The organism is Marinobacter oulmenensis, assembly GCF_014201735.1.
GTDB classification, from domain to species: Bacteria; Pseudomonadota; Gammaproteobacteria; order Pseudomonadales; family Oleiphilaceae; genus Marinobacter; species Marinobacter oulmenensis.
Window position 1 is genome coordinate 79,766 of sequence record NZ_JACHFE010000005.1, and the last position, 18,407, is coordinate 98,172.

General features: G+C 56.2%; 17 protein-coding genes. 6 read left to right on the forward strand and 11 right to left on the reverse strand.

Features of this window, described 5'->3' with window-relative positions:
* Position 1: 1 nt before the first annotated feature.
* Complete coding sequence (locus HNR38_RS10600) at positions 2 to 172, reverse strand: hypothetical protein (protein ID WP_183703617.1); 171 nt, start codon at positions 170 to 172, stop codon at positions 2 to 4.
* A 39-nt stretch (positions 173 to 211) separates the two neighbouring features.
* Complete coding sequence (locus HNR38_RS10605; protein WP_183703620.1) at positions 212 to 1,417, reverse strand: ankyrin repeat domain-containing protein; 1,206 nt, start codon at positions 1,415 to 1,417, stop codon at positions 212 to 214.
* A 440-nt stretch (positions 1,418 to 1,857) separates the two neighbouring features.
* Here HNR38_RS10605 and HNR38_RS10610 point away from each other — a divergent pair, with 440 nt between their 5' ends.
* The 4 genes from HNR38_RS10610 (at position 1,858) to msrB (ending at position 5,709) form a co-directional block, all read left to right on the forward strand.
* On the forward strand, positions 1,858 to 2,151 hold the full coding sequence (locus tag HNR38_RS10610; protein WP_183703623.1) for a hypothetical protein: 294 nt from the start codon (positions 1,858 to 1,860) through the stop codon (positions 2,149 to 2,151).
* A gap of 67 nt (positions 2,152 to 2,218) precedes the next feature.
* A complete protein-coding gene (locus HNR38_RS10615) occupies positions 2,219 to 2,920 on the forward strand; it encodes a response regulator transcription factor (protein ID WP_183703626.1) in 702 nt (233 codons plus the stop codon).
* A 3-nt stretch (positions 2,921 to 2,923) separates the two neighbouring features.
* On the forward strand, positions 2,924 to 4,414 hold the full coding sequence (locus HNR38_RS10620; protein WP_183703630.1) for a sensor histidine kinase: 1,491 nt from the start codon (positions 2,924 to 2,926) through the stop codon (positions 4,412 to 4,414).
* Between the two features lie 101 nt (positions 4,415 to 4,515).
* A complete protein-coding gene (msrB, locus tag HNR38_RS10625) occupies positions 4,516 to 5,709 on the forward strand; it encodes a peptide-methionine (R)-S-oxide reductase MsrB (protein ID WP_183703642.1) in 1,194 nt (397 codons plus the stop codon).
* Between the two features lie 155 nt (positions 5,710 to 5,864).
* Here the strand turns inward: msrB and HNR38_RS10630 are convergent, their stop codons facing one another.
* On the reverse strand, positions 5,865 to 6,737 hold the full coding sequence (locus tag HNR38_RS10630; protein ID WP_183703645.1) for an AraC family transcriptional regulator: 873 nt from the start codon (positions 6,735 to 6,737) through the stop codon (positions 5,865 to 5,867).
* Between the two features lie 124 nt (positions 6,738 to 6,861).
* Between HNR38_RS10630 and HNR38_RS10635 the strand changes: the two genes are divergently transcribed.
* A complete protein-coding gene (locus tag HNR38_RS10635) occupies positions 6,862 to 8,004 on the forward strand; it encodes an aminotransferase-like domain-containing protein (RefSeq protein WP_183703648.1) in 1,143 nt (380 codons plus the stop codon).
* Between the two features lie 58 nt (positions 8,005 to 8,062).
* Here the strand turns inward: HNR38_RS10635 and HNR38_RS10640 are convergent, their stop codons facing one another.
* From HNR38_RS10640 to HNR38_RS10655, 4 genes are all read right to left on the reverse strand, one after another.
* Positions 8,063 to 8,536, reverse strand: a complete 474-nt coding sequence (locus HNR38_RS10640; protein WP_183703651.1) for a DUF6998 domain-containing protein — start codon at positions 8,534 to 8,536, stop codon at positions 8,063 to 8,065.
* Between the two features lie 10 nt (positions 8,537 to 8,546).
* Entirely contained in the window at positions 8,547 to 9,128 is a 582-nt protein-coding gene (locus HNR38_RS10645; RefSeq protein WP_183703655.1) for an Sbal_3080 family lipoprotein, read from the reverse strand.
* A gap of 393 nt (positions 9,129 to 9,521) precedes the next feature.
* Complete coding sequence (locus HNR38_RS10650) at positions 9,522 to 10,448, reverse strand: hypothetical protein (RefSeq protein WP_183703658.1); 927 nt, start codon at positions 10,446 to 10,448, stop codon at positions 9,522 to 9,524.
* Between the two features lie 100 nt (positions 10,449 to 10,548).
* Complete coding sequence (locus HNR38_RS10655; protein WP_183703661.1) at positions 10,549 to 11,565, reverse strand: DUF3644 domain-containing protein; 1,017 nt, start codon at positions 11,563 to 11,565, stop codon at positions 10,549 to 10,551.
* 400 nt (positions 11,566 to 11,965) lie between these two features.
* Here HNR38_RS10655 and HNR38_RS10660 point away from each other — a divergent pair, with 400 nt between their 5' ends.
* Positions 11,966 to 12,256 (forward strand): hypothetical protein, encoded by a 291-nt coding sequence (locus HNR38_RS10660; protein WP_183703664.1) that lies wholly within the window; start codon positions 11,966 to 11,968, stop codon positions 12,254 to 12,256.
* 62 nt (positions 12,257 to 12,318) lie between these two features.
* Here HNR38_RS10660 and HNR38_RS10665 read toward each other — a convergent pair whose 3' ends face one another.
* The 4 genes from HNR38_RS10665 to HNR38_RS10680 form a co-directional block, all read right to left on the reverse strand.
* Positions 12,319 to 13,092: a CLCA_X family protein gene (locus HNR38_RS10665; protein WP_183703667.1), complete on the reverse strand. Its 774-nt coding sequence runs from the start codon at positions 13,090 to 13,092 to the stop codon at positions 12,319 to 12,321.
* Positions 13,093 to 13,155: 63 nt separating this feature from the next.
* A complete protein-coding gene (locus HNR38_RS10670) occupies positions 13,156 to 14,151 on the reverse strand; it encodes a 2-hydroxyacid dehydrogenase (protein WP_183703670.1) in 996 nt (331 codons plus the stop codon).
* A 104-nt stretch (positions 14,152 to 14,255) separates the two neighbouring features.
* Positions 14,256 to 15,443 carry a ribonucleotide-diphosphate reductase subunit beta gene (locus HNR38_RS10675; protein ID WP_343068289.1) on the reverse strand — a complete coding sequence of 396 codons (1,188 nt, stop codon included), beginning with the start codon at positions 15,441 to 15,443 and terminating at the stop codon, positions 14,256 to 14,258.
* 84 nt (positions 15,444 to 15,527) lie between these two features.
* Positions 15,528 to 18,323 carry a ribonucleoside-diphosphate reductase subunit alpha gene (locus HNR38_RS10680; protein ID WP_379919063.1) on the reverse strand — a complete coding sequence of 932 codons (2,796 nt, stop codon included), beginning with the start codon at positions 18,321 to 18,323 and terminating at the stop codon, positions 15,528 to 15,530.
* Between the last annotated feature and the right edge of the window lie 84 nt (positions 18,324 to 18,407).

The following is an 18,407-nucleotide window of genomic DNA, read 5'->3' on the forward strand; positions in this document are numbered from 1 at the left end:
CTTAACTCAGCTTACTCTCAAGGTTGGCTTTAAGAGCGGGCCATTCATTGGCATACCCTAGCTTCCAGTGCTCACCATCAAGCACGGCTTCCCGCAACGGGTCCACATGAGCCGCAGACAGGGGCTCCAGGGCGACATGCTGGCCCTCTAACGTCTCTTCACGAATAAACATCCTTTCTCCCAAGCTCTGAACGGAATGCGACAACGGCCTCTAGTTCCCGGGCTCACCTTTCTCCAACGCTTGTCTCAGGAGCTGCTCGTTTTCCGGGTTTCGACCCTGTTTCGCATAATCAAGCGCACTTAAACCTTTTACATCTGTGTCTTCGGGATCGGCACCGGCGGCCAGCAACACACTCACCATTTCAGGGTCAGAGTGCTGTGCGGCATGCATCAAGGGTGTTCTTCCCCAGTGCTCGATCCCGGAGCAATCAAACGGATCCTCATTTTCCTGTTGATACTTATGGTTCACATTTGCCCCATGGGCCAACAGCACCTCAACAGACTCATGTTGTCCGAACTGAACGGCGTAATACAGTGTGGTTTTACCAAATTCATTCTGCTGGTCGGGCGGGTATCCGGCATCCAGAAGTACCTGAAGATTAGCCGGGCTATATACGGCATTGGCGATAATGGGCTCAGACCGGCTTTCCACGGGGAAAGTCTTAATAGAAGACGCCAACCGCTCAATAACGTCTGTTTCAGCATCGTGTGCCAACAGCCGACGCAGACTGTTGGTTTTCTGAGGGTCCGAAGCACTGTCTATTGAAGCCAGGAACTGGGTGTAATCGCCCGTTACCGCCTGATCGGTATAAGGCACAAGCTCTTCAGGCTCCCAGTAATAAAAGTAGCTGCCGAAGCCATAGTCAGAAATTCTGCTCAACGCATTGTCTGCATACGCCTGAGCAACCTGGCGGCTAACCGAATGCGTTTTGCTGTACCAGTCTGTTAATAACGGCCTCGCTTTTTCCAGGGCCCTCATATAATCCTTGTAGATTCTTCGATTGTATAAGCTCTGATAACTCCATTCTTCAAAATACGCCATGCCCCTGGTTTTCCCTGTTTTTCGTGGGGAATAGCCCTGGGGGTAATATCCGAGCTTTGCCAGGTCGAAATGGTAGTAACGCCATTGGGCATAAATGATCGAGCCCGTGCAAAACTGAGGCAGTCTTGAAGGACTTCTGATGTGGCTTGCCTGATCAATGATTTCTTCAAGAAATGCCAATTGGTCCAGGCTTTTGGGGCACTGATAGTCAACATCCGTGGGAGACATATGGCCTGACCCAAGGTCATTTAGCTGGAACACGATCTCGGGATACTGCTCCATCTCCTCGCAGGTAACGTTGCGATCCGCCAATGGGTTCTCATCGGCTCCCGCAAAACCTGAAAATAGCGCAATAAAAACAATAAGGTATCTCATAGAATCCTATCCATTCCCCACCACCCCGGCTCCGGGGCTCAAACAGTGTCGCTGTCACTGGCGGGAAATGAGGTGCGCGCCATTCCCTGACCATAAGAGCACGTAGTGCAGGATCATCGCATTGTTTTTAGCCCCATTGCACCTGCCAGCGTCCATGACGTGAGTTCACGGCCAGCCCGTGGAGAAACACGGCGAACCAGAGGGCCCTCACTGAGCACACCTCCAAACAGGATCAGGTCTCCATATCCGGGAGTGGCCGTGCAAGTCGATATAAACGGGCCACCTTGCCCGTGACGATTTTGTGATCTTTCCTTTATAGACTCTTTAGCGGGCTGTGACGGCCCCGTGAGTGTGCCCGTGCATTCTACATCCTGACGCCGCCCGCCTATCCCGGGTGGGTGCGCGCCCTAACCGGATGTATCTGACACGGAGAATGCACAATGAAAACACTCACAGCTTTGCTACTTGCCCTTTCCGCCGCCCTGTTCGTGGTGGCCCCGGCCCAGGCTGATGACATGAAAAAGGACGATATGGGCGAAAAGAAAATGATGCATGACGAGATGAAGGACGACAGTATGCACAAGGACGACATGCAGTCCGAACCCATGCACGACGACATGAAAAAGGAAGGCATGATGGACAACGCCATGCAGGATGAAATGGATGACAGCATGAAGAAGGACGAAATGAAACAGGACAAGATGTCCGACGAGATGACCCACGAAATGAAGTAATGGCTGACCGATCACCACCGGCTGACCCTGCCGGTGATGATCGGCCCGTCCGCAAAGAGGCTGCTTGATGAGTCGAACCGTACTGATCGTCGAGGATAATCCCGGCATCGGCCAACTGGTGAAAATGCATGTGGAAGACCTCGGCTACGAGGCCATCCTGATCACCCGTGGCGACGAAGGCCTGGCCCGTTACCGGCAGGGCGGTATCGATCTGGTGGTATTGGACCTGATGCTCCCCGGCATGGACGGCCTGGCTGTGTGCCGTGAAATCCGGTCCGGCCCCGGCTACGTGCCGGTGCTCATGCTGACCGCCAAGAGCACCGAACTGGACCGGGTGCTCGGGCTGGAAATGGGCGCCGACGATTACCTGACCAAACCCTTCTCCGTGGCCGAGCTGGGCGCACGGATCAAAGCCCTGTTCCGCCGGGTGGATGCGATGGCTTCCCCGGCCCAGGAGGACGCCACCGAAGAACGCATCGAGCACGAAGGCCTGAGCATCGACCCCGCCCGACGCCGCGTCACGATCCAGGGCCAGGAGATCGACCTGACCGCCCGCGAGTTCGACCTGCTGTTCCACTTCGCCCGCCATCCGGGCCGCGTATTCAGCCGCACCCAGTTGCTGGATGCGGTCTGGGGCTACAACCACGAAGGCTACGAACACACCGTTAACACCCACATCAACCGCCTGCGGGGCAAGATCGAGCAGGATCCTTCCGACCCCTTCTACATCCAGACCGTCTGGGGGGTGGGCTATCGTTTCCGGGACTGAATCATGCTGAAGTCTTTATACACCCGCCTGGCGTTGGGACTGTTCGTCCTGCTGATTGCGGTGGGCCTGGTTTACACCGTTGTCAGCACCCTCTCACTGCGGGATTACTACGCCTCGGTAAACCAGGAGCTGAACCGCGACCTGGCCCGCAACCTGGTGTCTGACCGCAACCTGGTCGACGAGGGTCAACTCGACCAGAGCGCCCTGAAGGAGCTGTTCACGCTCTACATGACCATCAACCCCAGCATCGAGATCTACCTGCTGGATAAAGAAGGTAAGATCCTCGCCTATTCCGCCGACCCAGAGAAGATCAAGCGCAACAGTGTCTCCCTCGAGCCCATCCACAAACTGCTCGACGACATGGCCGCCTACCCCGTACTGGGCGATGACCCGCGCAGCCACGACCGCCAGAAGGTCTTCTCCGTCACGCCCGTACCCTCGGCCCAGGACATCGACGGCTATCTGTACGTTGTCCTGCGCGGCGAGGAATACGACAGCGTGGAAATGATGGCGCGGGAAGGGCACTTCATCACCATGAGCGCCTGGGCCATGGGCGCCAGCCTGCTGTTCGGCCTGATCGCGGGGCTGGCGGCATTCCGGCTGCTGACCCGCCGGCTCACCCGCCTGACCCGCATCGTCGAACAGTTTGAACGCGGCGAAGCGACTGACGGCGAACGCCTGCGCTGGGCGGACGAACGCAGCCGCAGCCACGACGAGATCGACTACCTGGGTATGACGTTTGATCACATGGCCGACCGCATCGCCCAGCAGATCGAACAGTTACGGGAGAAAGACACCCTGCGCCGCCGACTGGTCGCCCAGGTGTCCCACGACCTGCGCACGCCCCTGGCCTCCATGCAGGGGTACGTGGAAAGCCTGCGCATGAAACGCGACCGCCTGTCCCCGGACGAACAGGCCCGCTTCCTCGACATTGCCCTGCAGGAAGGACGGCGCCTGGCTCACCTGGTGGACGAACTGTTCGAACTGGCGGCCCTGGAAGCCCGGGAAAAACAGCCCCGCCTGGAACCCTTCGCGCCCGCGGAACTGATCCACGACGTCGCCCAGAAACACGGCCCCGAAGCTGCCCGCAAGGCCATCGATCTGAAGGTTACCGGCGATCCCGCACTGCCCATGGTGGTCGGCGACCTCGGCATGACCGAGCGGGTGCTGGACAACCTGATCCGTAACGCCCTGGAGTACAGCCCGGAGAACGCAGAGGTCGAGTTGCACCTGGCCAAAGTCGAGGACGGCCTCAAGGTGACGGTTAACGATAGCGGCCCCGGCATCGCCGAACAGGATCTGCCGCATGTATTCGACCCGCTCTACCGGGCCGACAACCGCGAAACCCCCGGCCACGCCGGCCTGGGGCTGGCGATCGCCCGGCGCATCATGGACATGCAGGGCGGACGCATCCGCGTTGCCAATCGCAGCGAGGGCGGCGCGGCCTTTGAAATCACCCTGCCTTTTCACCGAGCGGCCCCGGCGGGCGGGTGATCCCATCACCGTTATGAATTCGTAATACCCTGGCGAAAATGGCGTGAATCTTTTTCGCCATAGTGGAGTCTCAGAATTGAGACCGAAGAGAGGTGAGCGGTATGAAACGCATGTTTTTTGGCGCTGTGGTGATCACGCTGGCGGGCCTTGCCGGCCTGCAGGTAACCATGGCCGATGAAGGGAAGAACGACAGCAAGTACGCCCCGGACGATCCGTCCCTGAACGTGGCGACCTTCGCCGGTGGTTGCTTCTGGTGTGTGGAAGCGGGCTTCGAGAAGATTCCCGGCGTGGTCGAGGCTGTGTCCGGCTATAGCGGCGGCGACGAGAAGAACCCCACCTACAAGCAGGTGTCTTCCGGAACCACCGGCCACACGGAAGCGGTACAGGTCTATTACGACCCGGACGTCATTACCTACCAGGGCCTGCTTCAGGGCTTCTGGCGCTTCATGGACCCGACAGATGCCAACGGCCAGTTCGTTGACCGTGGCAAGCAATACCGCCCGGCCATCTTCTACCAGAACGAGGAACAGAAGCGCCTGGCGGAAGCGTCCAAGAAATCCCTGCAGGCATCCGGCCGCTACGACAAACCAGTGACCATCGAAATCACACCGTTCAAGGCCTTCTATGTGGCCGAGGATTACCACCAGGACTACTACAAGGAAAATCCGGTCCGCTACAAGTTCTATACCTACAACTCCGGGCGCTACCAGTTTATCGATGACGTCTGGGGCGAGGATCAGCAGATCGATTTCTCCCAATACAGCCCGGAAAACGTTGAATCCGCTATCGATAACGGTGGGGACGAACAGGCTGATAACCGCCAGAGCAACGGATTCAGCGAGGCGGATTTCGTCATGCCCAGTGACGAGGAGCTCAAGCAGACACTGACCGACATGCAGTACGAGGTCACCCAGGAAGACGCCACCGAGCCCGCGTTCGACAACGCCTACTGGGATAACAAACAGGAAGGCATCTATGTGGACATCGTCTCTGGCGAGCCCCTGTTCTCGTCAGCGGACAAGTATAAATCCGGCACCGGCTGGCCTAGCTTCGTCCGCCCGATCGAGCCGGATGCGGTGGTCGAAAAAGAGGACAAATCGTGGTTTATGACCCGCACCGAGATTCGCAGCCGGGTGGCGGACTCGCACCTCGGCCACGTATTCAACGATGGGCCTCAGCCTACCGGGCTCCGGTACTGTATGAATTCGGCGGCGATGAAATTTATCCCCAAGGACGAGATGCAGGCGGCCGGGTATGGCGCCTATCTGGACGAGGTTGGGCCGCCGAGGAGCTGATCAGCGCCTGATTGGTTTTGCTGCCCGCGTGGCTCTTGGCTGAGTCGCGTGGGCAGGAGGAAACGCGACAAAGTTGGCCCAGAGCTGCAGTACCCCTTAGCCGCCAAGTGTCCGTACTTTCCAGTTTTGCGATGTTGCGCACCGTGCTACTGCGCTTACCAAAGCGAGACAGGCAAGTAAAAAGTCAGATCAAAACGTTCATCGGACGCTAAAAAATGGTTCTTCCGATAACGTACAAAGGCCGGTGTTGTTTTGGCTCTGAAGCCGGAAGAGGGCACCCATTTATCCAGAATTTTGCTCAGATATGGCAGCAGCTCTCCATACCTGCCAGATAGGTCAAAAGCAGCGTGCAGTCCGCCGGGTATGCACATGCTGTTAACGACCCCTCGCCTTAGAACCGGTTTATCGATCGCGAGACAGGCAACGTAGCGGCATTGATCCAGTGGAACCCAAGCGGGGTTCGAATGGTGCAAACCAAGCTGAGTTTCGAAAGGCTGGCCTTCCGCTTCGGCCCAGACCTGCAAGGTTTGCCAGGCCAAGCGGATATCCCGGCCGTACCCCTGGTGTCGTACATAAGCCACTGGCTGAACCGGCAACTCCACCAGATCCGGAACCGGCAAGGCGACCGACTGCAAGCGTTCGTAAGCCGTCGCTATCTCATCATCGGCCAGGTAAGGCCGAGATTTCGTATCCTGCTCTTCCGCCCTCCATCGCCCGGGAGTGACACCGAAAGTCGCCTTGAACGCCCGGCTAAACGAAGACAGGGATGCAAAACCACATTGCTCAGCCACATCCAAAACAGGGCGCTTACGGTCAAACATCAGTTGATTGGCGGCCTGTTCAAGCCGGGTGCGCCGAACATATTGATGCACGGGTTCGCCGACCACCTCCTGGAAAACACGGTGGAAGTGCTGCTCAGAATAGGCCGCAATCTGTGCGAGCGCGCGCCCGGAGAGTTCGGCGGAAGTATCCCGATGTATCTCGTACAACACATCATTGATTCGGGCAATCTGCTGTTCAGTCGCCATATCCGGTCACACAAAAAGCATAAATGGACAATTAATTAAGCATAAATAGGCACAAAGTACATCACAAACGGACCATCACGGATGGCGGGACATACGTAGTATGGCTGCACAAGGAGAAATTACCATGCAAGAAGCCAGACACTTACAGCAGATTCAGCCGTCCTACATTCGCGAAATCCTCGCGGCGGCAACGGCAGAAGGCGTTATTTCACTGGCAGGCGGGTTACCTGCGTCTGATGGGTTTCCGTTGTCATTAATGGCAGAGAGCATCGCGCAGCTGCCGAACACTCCTGCCTTGTTCCAATATGGTGAAACAGCAGGTTACAGACCATTGCTGGCCTACCTGGAAGAGCATTATCAAGTTGCACCCACACATCGAATGCTGGTTTGCAGCGGCTCCCAGCAAGGGCTCGATATTATCGCTCGCGCGTTCCTGAATCCGGGGGACGGTGTTGCGATGGAGGCCCCCTGTTATCCCGGAGCCTTGCAGGTATTTGCAATGGCAACGGCGTGTATCCACACCGTTCAACAACAGGCCACCGGCCCGAACCTGGGCGAACTGGAAGCACTGTTTGCCTCCGGCAAGGTGAAGCTGTTCTATGCAGTGCCTGATTTTCATAATCCGACCGGAATCAGCTGGACGCTGGAAACCAGGAAACAAGTGGCGGCGCTATGCCGGCAATATGGCGTCGCACTTGTCGAAGACGCGCCTTACCGGGAACTCCGCTTTGCCGGTGAGGCGCTGCCTCTTGTGGCATCCTTCTGTCCCGAATGCTCGCTGGTGTTGCGTTCTTTTTCGAAAGTATCGACACCCGGGCTGCGGTTGGGCGTGCTCAGCGCCCCCGAAGACTGGCTCGCACCGTTGATCAAGATAAAGCAGGCGTCCGATCTGCACTCAAGCTTACCGATACAGGCGTTGCTGCTGGATTTGATTGCTCACCCGCAATTCCCGACGCACATCCAACAGCTTTGCCAGATGTATAGCGGTCGCTATCAGGCCCTGGCATCAGCATTGTCTGAATCGCTGGGAAGGCGATGTGAGTTTGAACCGGTTAAGGGAGGCATGTTTATCTGGCTTAAACTACCCGGCTTTGATCCGCTCACCGTCGCCAAAGCCGCGTTATCCAAAGGCGTTGCAATTGTTCCCGCTAATGCGTTTTATCCCAACGACACTGCGCCGGATTCGGCCATACGCCTGAACTTCAGTCACGAAGCCCCTGATACCCTGAGGACAGCGGTTCGCCGTTTGGCAAGCGCATTGGTATAGAACAGGTGCCACCGCTGTGACCAGATCACCTTTCCAAGCGGGGGGGCTGGCAGCTCTGCTACCTGCAAAGGGTTTCCTTGATGGATTGCACCCTTGGGTCAGTAAGGATAGCCCCCTTCAGAATCAGAATGTGGGCATTCACGTGCTGCCGGTAGGAAGCGTAGTCCCCAATAACCTCATGGGGTATCAGCAAAGCCTCGAGAATGCTGAAATCCTCGTCGTAGATCACTGCTGCCAGCACATCGAAATCTTTTTCCGCGTATTTTCTGATCGCGCTGAGCTGGCGTGACTGATTGGCGGGCGTCACCCGGCGCCCTTTTATCTGCACTCGCAAGCCATCGTTGCCGATGCCGTCGTATCCCGCCTGCGAATTCGCCTGAAGGTCCAGGTTCAACGCCCTCGCCACCAGCCACTCCGTGTAATCACCCAGCGGGTTGTTCTGGGTTCGAACGACGCCCCTGGCTTTCAGCTCTTTGGTTACAGATGCCTGCAACTGCAGAAGCTCTTTGACGGTCAGGTCAGTGAGTTGCATAGTGCTAGGCTCACCGTTCCAGAAGCTCTTTTTTCTTGGTCGAATATTCTTCGTCTGTAATTAGACCTCTCGAATGCCACATTTTAAGCTTCTCAAGCTCTTCAGTTATGTCATCTGATGACCCAGAGTCAGACACCGGTTTTCTATACGCATCAACAATCTCAGGCGAATAGCCAGCAAGCAACTCATCAATAACGGGATTCATTTTTGATTCCACACTCGCCCACTTATTCAATGCAAGCCCGCCTTTTCCATTCAGGTGGTATTCGGCATACGCAACCTTTTTCCGGTCTTCAAAAAGGTGAAGTTCTGCGTGGTGAAGATACATTCCGATATCCCACGTCTTGAAAGCAGTGTAGGTCAAATAGTACTCACAATGCTGAGGCCTTTCGCCTTCGTATACTTCAGAGGTAATTCCGTGTCGATGCAAGCCTTGCTCAATAATGCCCGGAAACTCCTCGACAATAACCTTTGGGTTTTCCTCGATACAGATGTGATGTACTTTATATTCTTGCGGGTTGAGTGAGCTTACCTTAACACTGGTGCATGCAGAGACACTCGCAAGCAACAAGACCAAAAAAACTTGCTTCATCCTTCCTCCTGAAACGCCGCATTTTCTAAAGCAAATTGAGTAGAACATACCAACATTATAATTGCTATAAGCATGCTAAGGCTTATAATCATCATAAATTCTGTCATTATATATTGTCGGTTAAATCGACAAAGCTTTTGTTACCATTATACGGAGCTTCAGTCCGAACCGTATGTTCATGGCCATGCTCTCATCGATCCAGTGCAACCCGGTGTTAAAGCGCTTTTTCGAATGCCTGAAGGCTCAGGGAAAGATCCCGAAAGTCGCGCTCATTGCCTGCATGTGAAAGATGATTTTGGTGCTCAATACCATGATCAAAAACCAGGAACCATGGCGGGCTGAAATGGCTTAATTTATGGAATTGACACCACAGTCACTTGTTAGGTCTCAAAATCACTTGGTCACCTCAATTTTCTCCACGATGTCAGCCTTTATTTTGACAATTTTTATATTATCTCCACCTGCCCGAAAAACAAGCCAGCTATCCGTCTCGTAGAGAACAATTCCCTCATAAGACCCTTCTTCAGTATAGATTTTCGCTTCGAAAGTCTTTGCTCCGCCTAAACTAGCGGGCATTCTCTGATAGATGTTTTCGGTGTAGTTTGTGACGACTAGCCAAAATATATAAAAGCAGGCAAGCAATCCGAAAATTATCTGAAATCGATCTTCATGCTCTTTAGATGTGTTAGGATCCAAGTATTTTGGATCGACCCCATGGCGCGAGTCAGATTGCACTAGGGCCAGTCCCAAAAACAAGAAGAAGAAATAAGTAGTCGCCCATACAGTACCTCTGAATTCTGCGTTACTATAAGCTAAAAACGCAGTGAAAAGCAAAAACGGCACGGACCAAACCCTTATCAATGATCGGACGACCCGAGCAGGCTTTTTATCGCCATCCGAAGTCATGAAAACCAGATCGGAGACAGAGAAAAGAACCATAAATTGGGCTAATGCGGTAAAACCATTTACAAAGTTCGTCAGCAATAAATCGGAACCGAAAGTATCCTTCAATGTGTTCCCGAACAAAGCCAGATGAACGACGTATGGCAATGAAAATATGCGAAATAGCCAAGGCAAGAGTTGTTTTGGTTTGAGAGAGTCTCCGATGTACGAAAGATTTACTTTGATAGCCATGTAGGTACAACAAACAACTACGAAGCCAATAAACCCGACACCAGAGACGATATAGCGAGCTTCAACAAGCTCGTACTCCTGGATCCCAAACTGCGCTAAGTAAGAGTTATGAACTACCAGCCCGACCCCGTAAAGGAGGAAAGAAGCTTTCAACCAATTAGATTCCATAAATTTCGGAAGGTTCATTTGTATACCTGACGCCCGCAGCAACCGCTGCTTGGTAGTAGATCCGAAGGCGTAACGAAAAAGCTGTCGGATTGCCTGCGATTGTTATGAGTCATGGACATCAGCTCTGATAAGGGTTGAACGCTTGATCTTCTGCTAATTTTTGCTGCAGTCTGGATTTTGCAGCCTCACTGTAACGCTGAATTTCGCCTGACTTGGAAGTTCTAATAGTTTGGTGAAACTTATCGTTTCCCTTCAGCCCCAAAACAGCAGCCGCTTTTGCCACAAATTGAGTACTTTTGCCAATAATCTTTGCCAGCTCGCTGGTAAGGTATGGGTAGTCCTTTTCAAGATCTGTACGCTTTACTACGACCGGCAGCGATGAATCATTAGGACTACCCTTTCTTAAAGTCAAATCAGCTGTGTAATTTTTGGGGGCTTCAACCGGTATTATTCGAACCATATCTGATTCTTTCATGTGCTTGCCAAGTTCAAGGTACGGTAATGTTCTACTTTTTCCTTTAATCTTTGCATCAAATTGCTTTTGGGTTAAATACTTTCCTCCATCGAAAGTAATACCACGCTCCAATAGCCAGACCAATTTTTTGGCAGCGTCACTTTTTCTTACTTTTGACACTGTTTTATGGACTTTATCTGCATAAGTTGTCATCTCATCAAATGATAGACTTAAATAGTGCTGACTGAGATCGGATGCGTGTCCTTTGAAATGCTTTGTTACCACCTCCCGATAGAATTTACATGCGTAGTACATAAGATGATGCTGTACTTCAATTGGAATTTCAGGCAGCACATCATGAACTGACGCATTTCGCAGAGAAATGATCTGCTGAACAATATCGGAATGATGCTTTTCAATCTTCTTTTCGGAAAGAAGCCTTGAAACAGCCACCTCTGCTGAAATGGTATCCTCCGAGTTAGCCTTTTTTATCGGCTTCTTCATCTGTATCAAAATAGCTTTGGCAAGCAGCTCCCATGCAACACCGAGCAGCATAAGGGTCGCTTCTGTACGAAAGGGCCCCTTTGCGCGATTGAAATTATCAATTGCACACTCAGCCGATTCCTTCGATTTATCTAGAAATCGCAAGTATTCTCGGCGCTGCCTCTTCTTTTTAGCCATCTTTTCTACTTAGATTCTCAATTCTCGGAAAACTCATAGCAGCTAGCTATAGAAACACGTTCATATATCCCACGTTCGCATAATTCCTCCCCTTCCGCATGCGCTCCGTCAATTTCCACTCTGAAAACCATAGCTTAGCCACACGCCCGAAATTTCGGCTCCGCTGTTATACGCCCCTGGTCTTCACCCGCAGGGGCATATAACTCCAAAGGCAGTATTTTTCACCACTTTGTTTTCATAAGGTTAGCAGGCTTTCTATGGTTTGCAGCGGGGTTTTACGAACGCGTTCGTATAACTCCGGCCAACGGCTTAACGAAAGGGTAATTGGTGGGTAATTGTGTCTGAGGGGCGAGCGCTTTACCTTTGCATGGACTTATCGTTTACAGCAAGGAGACACGTTATGAACAAGCTTACCCTCAGTGCACTGATTATGGTTCTGACTCTGGGCCTGGCAGCTTGCAGCTCCGAAGACGAAAGCACGGATTTTGAAGATGCCGCCGAAAACACCGAAGACATGGTGGATGATGCCGGCAATGCTGTAGAAGAGAGCTATGAAGAAGCCACCGGCCAGGACGAAGGCGTCATGGGCGAGATGGAAGAAGGCGTTGAGAACGCCGGCGAAGAAATGGGTGAAGCCGCCGATGAGGCCGGCGACGCCATGGAAGAAAGCTACGATGAAGCCACCAACTAAGGTTCGCTGAGCTTCTCGTCAGGTGTGCCCGGGGCCGTTCTGGTCTGCCGGGCACACTGGCTTTACCCCTCACTGCGCCGCAGGGCTGCCCCCAATGCCTGAAAGTAGCGGCCAAATGCCTGATTGATTCTCTCCCTGTCGTCCCCCTGCGGATACAGCCCCAATTTTGCTTCTTCAGTTTCTTTGGTGCCGCGCACCAGAAAGGCGTTTTTCAGGCCTGCGTCCTGTATGAAGGCTTCGAACGCGCGGGCGCATAGTTCTTCCGGCTGACTGTAGTAATGCACGCCGGCGGCTTTATCGGCCCGGGCGGAATGGCGGAATAGTTGGCTGGGCTGGTTGCCAGTCGGGTCCAGAAGAACCGCCCGGTAGCAGGCCTGCAGGTAATCGTTCAGCGGGTGCTCTATGGCATCTTCCCGGGTGAGCCAGAGCTTGGAGCCAAAATCGCCCTTGCCCACGGTTGGGTAGAGTTTATCGGCGATGTAGTGATCAAAGGCGTGGAACCATTCGTGGGCAATGCTGCCGGGGCCGGCGTTTTTGGCCAGGGCGAAGCTGCGGGTAGCCGGGGTGTAATGGGCAGACACGCCGCGCCTGCCGCCAATACCGTATTGCAAAGCCAGGGTACCGCGCAGGGAGATCAGGCTTTCAGTGCCGCCGAGGATAGTCATCAGATCGCACAGGGCGTCGTAAAACAGACCGGCGCTGGCCTGTTTTTCCGGCTCGGTCACCCAGCGGCCGATTTCCACCGAGCGGAACTGGAAGCGGCGGCGAACGTCCAGAAAGGTAACAGGCTGGCCGCCCCGGTGGTCCGGGCCCCGGCGGTAGAAGGTTCTTGGCATGGGCCAATCATAAGGACACACACCGGCGGAATCTACACATCCGGGAACAACCGATGGCCCGGCTCAGCCGGCCACCCGGTTTTCACACTCGCCGCTCTCTTCCAGCTCAGTCAGGTTGCCCAGGGTGGTGTGGGCGATGCTTTCCAGGGCGTTGCGGGTGAAGAACGCCTGGTGGCCGGTAATCACCACGTTCGGGAAGGTCAGCAAACGGGCGAAGACGTCGTCCTGCAGCACCAGGTTGGACTGGTCCTCGAAAAACAGGTCGCCTTCCTCTTCGTACACGTCCAGCCCCAGGTAGCCGATGTGGCCGGATTTCAGGCCTTCAATCACCGCGCTGGTGTCGACAATGGCGCCCCGGCTGGTGTTGATCAGCATCACGCCGTCTTTCATCTTTGCCATCGCGTTGGCATCAATCAGATGGTGGGTTTCCGGGGTGAGCGGGCAATGCAGGGTGATGATGTCTGACAGGCTAAACAGCTCATCCAGCGATACATACTCCACGCCCAGAGCTTCCGCCTCCGGGTTGGGTGCCGGGGCATGACCCAGCACGCGGCAGCCAAACCCGCGCATGATGCGGGCCACTTCCACGCCAATCTGGCCGGTACCGATGACGCCCACGGTGCGGCCACGCAGATCAAACCCCAGCAGGCCGTCCAGGGCAAAATTGCCATCGCGGATACGGTGGTAGGCCCGGTGGATCTGCCGGTTCAGTGTCAGCATCAGCGCCACGGTGTGTTCCGCCACGGCGTAGGGGGAATAGGCCGGCACCCGAACCACCTTCATACCCAGGCGTTGCGCGGCTTTCAGGTCCACGTTGTTGAACCCGGCACAGCGCAGGGCCACCACGCGGGTGCCGCCCGCCGCCAGTTGTTCCAGCACCAGCGCGTCCACCTGGTCGTTCACGAACACGCAGACGGCCTCAAAGCCTTTGGCCAGAGCCGCCGTGGCCTCATTCAGGCGGGTTTCCAGGAAGGTCAGCTCGTGCGCGTGGGCTTCGTCGTTAGCCTGGGTGAGGAAGGTCTGGTCGTAGGGTTTGGTGCTGAAAACAGCCACTTTCATGGGAATCGGCCTCGGGCTTGGTCGGGTGTCAATGATCAACAATTTCACCCGTTAGCATAGACCAGATCCTGTCCGGGCCGGTGCCCCACAAAAGTGGCAGTCGCTCACCACTCCAGCTGTGTGCCGGTCTGGTATTCAATCACGCGGGTTTCGAAAAAGTTCTTTTCCTTGCGCAGGTTAGCCTGCTCGTCCAGCCAGGGCGAGACGTTGCGTGCGCCCGGGAACGGCTCTTCCAGGCCGACGGTGCGGGCCCGGCGGTTGGCCACGAAGCGGAACTGTTCGATGTGGTATTCCGCCGAGTAGCCCAGGATCGGGTCCCGCAGGATGTAGTTGGCGTAGGCCGTCTCTTTGGCTTCGGATTCTTCCCACATGTCGCGCACGGCTTTGGGGTCGAGGGTGATGTTTTCCTCTTCGAGGATCTGGTTCACCACTTTCAGGCCGAAGGAGAAGTGCATGGCTTCGTCGCGCAGGATGTACTGGAACTGTTCACCGGTGCCGCGCATCAGGCCCCGGCGCTGCAGGGCGAAGATGGGGCTGAAGCCGTTGTAGAACCAGCAGCCCTCGAACACGGCAGCAAAGAACAGGTAGGACATGACGAATTCGTGCAGGTCATCCGGCTTGTGCAGATCCAGGTCCGACCTCAGGGCGGCGTCCAGGCGGCGGTTGGCCATCTGGATCTTGCCGTTGATTTCGGGCACCACGCGGTAGCGGTTGTAGATTTCGCTCTGATCCAGGTTGAGGGTTTCGATGCAGTGCTGGTAGGCCCAGGTGTGCATGGATTCTTCATACACCTGGCGGGCCTGGTAGATCTGCAGTTCCGGCGCGCTCATTTTTTCCATCACGGCCAGGCCTATGTTGCGCATGGCCAGGATGTCGGAGGTGGTGAGGTAGGCCACCACGTTTTCGTACACGTGTTTTTCCGCCGGACTTAAACGGTGATGGTAGTCGTGGACGTCCTGAGCCATGTTCACGTCCAGGGGCGTCCAGTGGTTTTTGTTGGCGTTCATGAAGTACTCCCAGGCCCAGGGGTACTTGAACGGCGCCAGCTGGTTGATGTCGGTTTCGCCGTTGATGACGCGTTTGTCGTCCACATTGACCGGAGCGGGGGCATCCGGGTTGGTGGCTTTGGGTTGCGCTTTTGGTTCGTCGTCCCATTCGAGCATTGTGGATGTCCTTTGGTTCTGTCGCCTGCTGGATTTGGAGTTTGCCGGACTTGGAGCCTGAACCGCTCTGGTATCCCCCTCCCGAAAACCGCTCGTGAACCCGTCCATGGGGAGCTTGGCTGTAGCCATCCTTGGCTACAGACATTTTCGGGAGGGGGATACCAGCCCGGTTCCTCAGGCTTGGCAGTTACCGCCCTTAACGTTTGTCAGTGGTTACTGACACGCCTCACAGTCCGGGTCGTCTATTGAGCACACCTGCGGCTGGGGCGCGGGGACCGGGGCGGTTTTTTCGGCACCGGTGGCGCCCAGGGAGCGCAGGTAATAGGTGGTTTTCAGACCACGTTCCCAGGCCAGTTGGTAAAGCGCGTCCAGCTTACGGCCGTTGGGCTCGGCCATGTACAGGTTCAGGCTCTGGGCCTGATCCAGCCACTTCTGCCGTCTTGCGGCGGCTTCCACCAGCCATTGGGCGTCGATCTCGAAGGCGGTGGCGTACCTGGCTTTGAGCTCGTCCGGGATGCGATCGATCTGCTGTACGCTGCCGTCGAAGTATTTGAGGTCGTTGACCATGACGTTGTCCCACAGACCTTCGGCCTTGAGATCCCGCACCAGCGAGGGGTTCACCACGGTGAATTCGCCGGAGAGGTTCGATTTCACAAACAGGTTCTGGTACGCCGGTTCGATGGACTGGGACACGCCCACAATGTTGGAGATGGTGGCCGTGGGCGCGATGGCCATGACGTTGCTGTTGCGCATGCCGTTTTGGGCGATGAGCTCCCGGACCGGGGTCCAGTCCAGTCGGGTTTCGGTGTTCACCTCCAGTTCCCCTTCCCGGCGGTTCTCTTTGAGCCGGTTGATGGAATCGATGGGCAGGATGCCCTGATCCCACAGGGAGCCCTGGTAGGTTTCGTAGGCACCACGCTCACCGGCCAGGGTGGCGGAGGCTCGCAGGGCAAAGTAGCTCAGTTGTTCCATGGCCACATCGGCGAACTCCACGGCTTGCGGGCTGGAGTACGGCACGCCGAGCTGGTAGAGCGCGTCCTGGAAGCCCATCAGGCCCAGGCCCACGGGCCGGTGCCTGAGGTTGGAGTTCCTCGCCTGGGGCACGGCGTAGTAGTTAATGTCGATGACGTTATCGAGCATGCGCACGGCGGTGGTGACGGTGCGTTCCAGGCGCTGTACGTCCAGCTCGCCGTTGTGGATATGGGCAGCCAGGTTCACCGAACCCAGGTTGCACACGGCGATTTCATCGGCGCTCGTGTTCAGGGTGATTTCGGTGCACAGGTTGGAGCTGTGGACCACGCCCTGGTGCTGCTGCGGCGAGCGCAGGTTGCAGGGGTCCTTGAAGGTGATCCACGGATGGCCGGTTTCGAACAGCACCGTGAGCATTTTGCGCCAGAGCTGCTTGGCGGAAACTTTCTTGTACAGGGTGATCTCACCCTGCTCCGCCAGTGCTTCGTAATGCTCGTAGCGTTCACGGAAGGCATTGCCGGTCAGATCGTGCAGGTCGGGCACGTCGCTGGGGGAAAACAGGGTCCACTCGGCGTCGTCGCGCATGCGTTCAATCAGCAGGTCCGGCACCCAGTTGGCGGTGTTCATGTCGTGGGTGCGGCGGCGTTCGTCGCCAGTGTTCTTGCGCAGTTCCAGGAATTCGTCGATGTCCAGGTGCCAGCTTTCCAGGTAGGCGCACACCGCGCCCTTGCGCTTGCCGCCCTGGTTCACCGCTACGGCGGTGTCGTTCACCACCTTCAGGAATGGCACCACGCCCTGGCTCTGGCCGTTAGTGCCTTTGATGTGGGAGCCCAGGGCGCGCACCGGTGTCCAGTCGTTGCCCAGGCCGCCGGCCCATTTGGAGAGCATGGCGTTGTCGCGGATGGCGCCGTAGATGCCTTCCAGATCGTCCTGCACGGTGGTCAGGTAGCAGGAGGACAACTGGGAATGGCGGGTGCCGCTGTTGAACAGCGTGGGGGTGCTGGCCATGTAGTCGAAGCTGGAGAGCAGCTCATAGAATTCAATAGCACGGACATCGGGTTCTTCTTCGCGCAGGGCCAGGCCCATGGCCACGCGCATGAAGAACACCTGCGGCAGCTCCAGCCGGGCCTTGTTCCAGTGCAGGAAGTAACGGTCGTACAGGGTCTGCAGACCGAGGAAGCCGAACTGGTGGTCGCGCTCGGGTTTGAGCGCCTGGCCCAGGGCTTCGAGGTCGAAGGCCGCCATGGCATCGTCCAGCAGTTCGTAGCGGATACCGGCATGGATGAACGCCGTCAACGCCTGTGGATAAAGCTCCGCCAGCGATGTGTCGCGCGGTAATTCCAGGGCGCCGGCGGTTTCCAGGTGCAGTTGTTCCAGCAGCAGGCGGGCGGTGACAGCGCTGTAGTCCGGTTCCCGTTCGATGCGGCCACGGGCGGTCATGATCAGGGCCGAAAGCACTTCGGTTTCTTCAATGCCGTCGAACAGGTTGCGCACGGCGTCGTCCACCAGGGATTCGCCGTCGATGCCTTCCAGACCGGTGGCGGCCTGTTCCACCTGCAGTTTCATCAGGCCCAGGTCCAGCGGGGCGATGCTGCCATCGGCTTTTTTCACGGTCAGGTGCGGGTGGGCTTCCACCGGTTCGTCGATGGCGCGTTTGCGGGCGTGCTCTTCCCGGTAGAGTACGTAGGCACGGGCGATTTTCTGTTCGCCGGCGCGCATCAGGGCGAGTTCCACCTGGTCCTGGATGTCTTCGATGTGCACCTTGCCGCCCGCCTTCAGTCGCCGGGACACGGCCTGCACCACCTGTTCGGTGACGTCCTGTACGGCGGCGTTGATGCGTGAGGACCCGGCCGCTTCGTCACCTTCCACGGCAAGAAAGGCCTTGGTGACGGCCACACTGATTTTCGAGGCACGGAAGTCCACAAGGGTGCCGTTGCGTTTGATGACCTGCAGGGCCGGGGTGTCGTCAGTTGCGGCGGCCGAAGGTTCGGCGAGGGTGCTGGCAGTCATGATGTTCTCCTGAATTCGCGTCGATTCCATATCACCGTCGCGAATGCAGGGGCACACCTTGCCATGGCATGGGCAGGAGGTACCGGTCTGCTCACCCTGAGTCGCGAAGGTGCA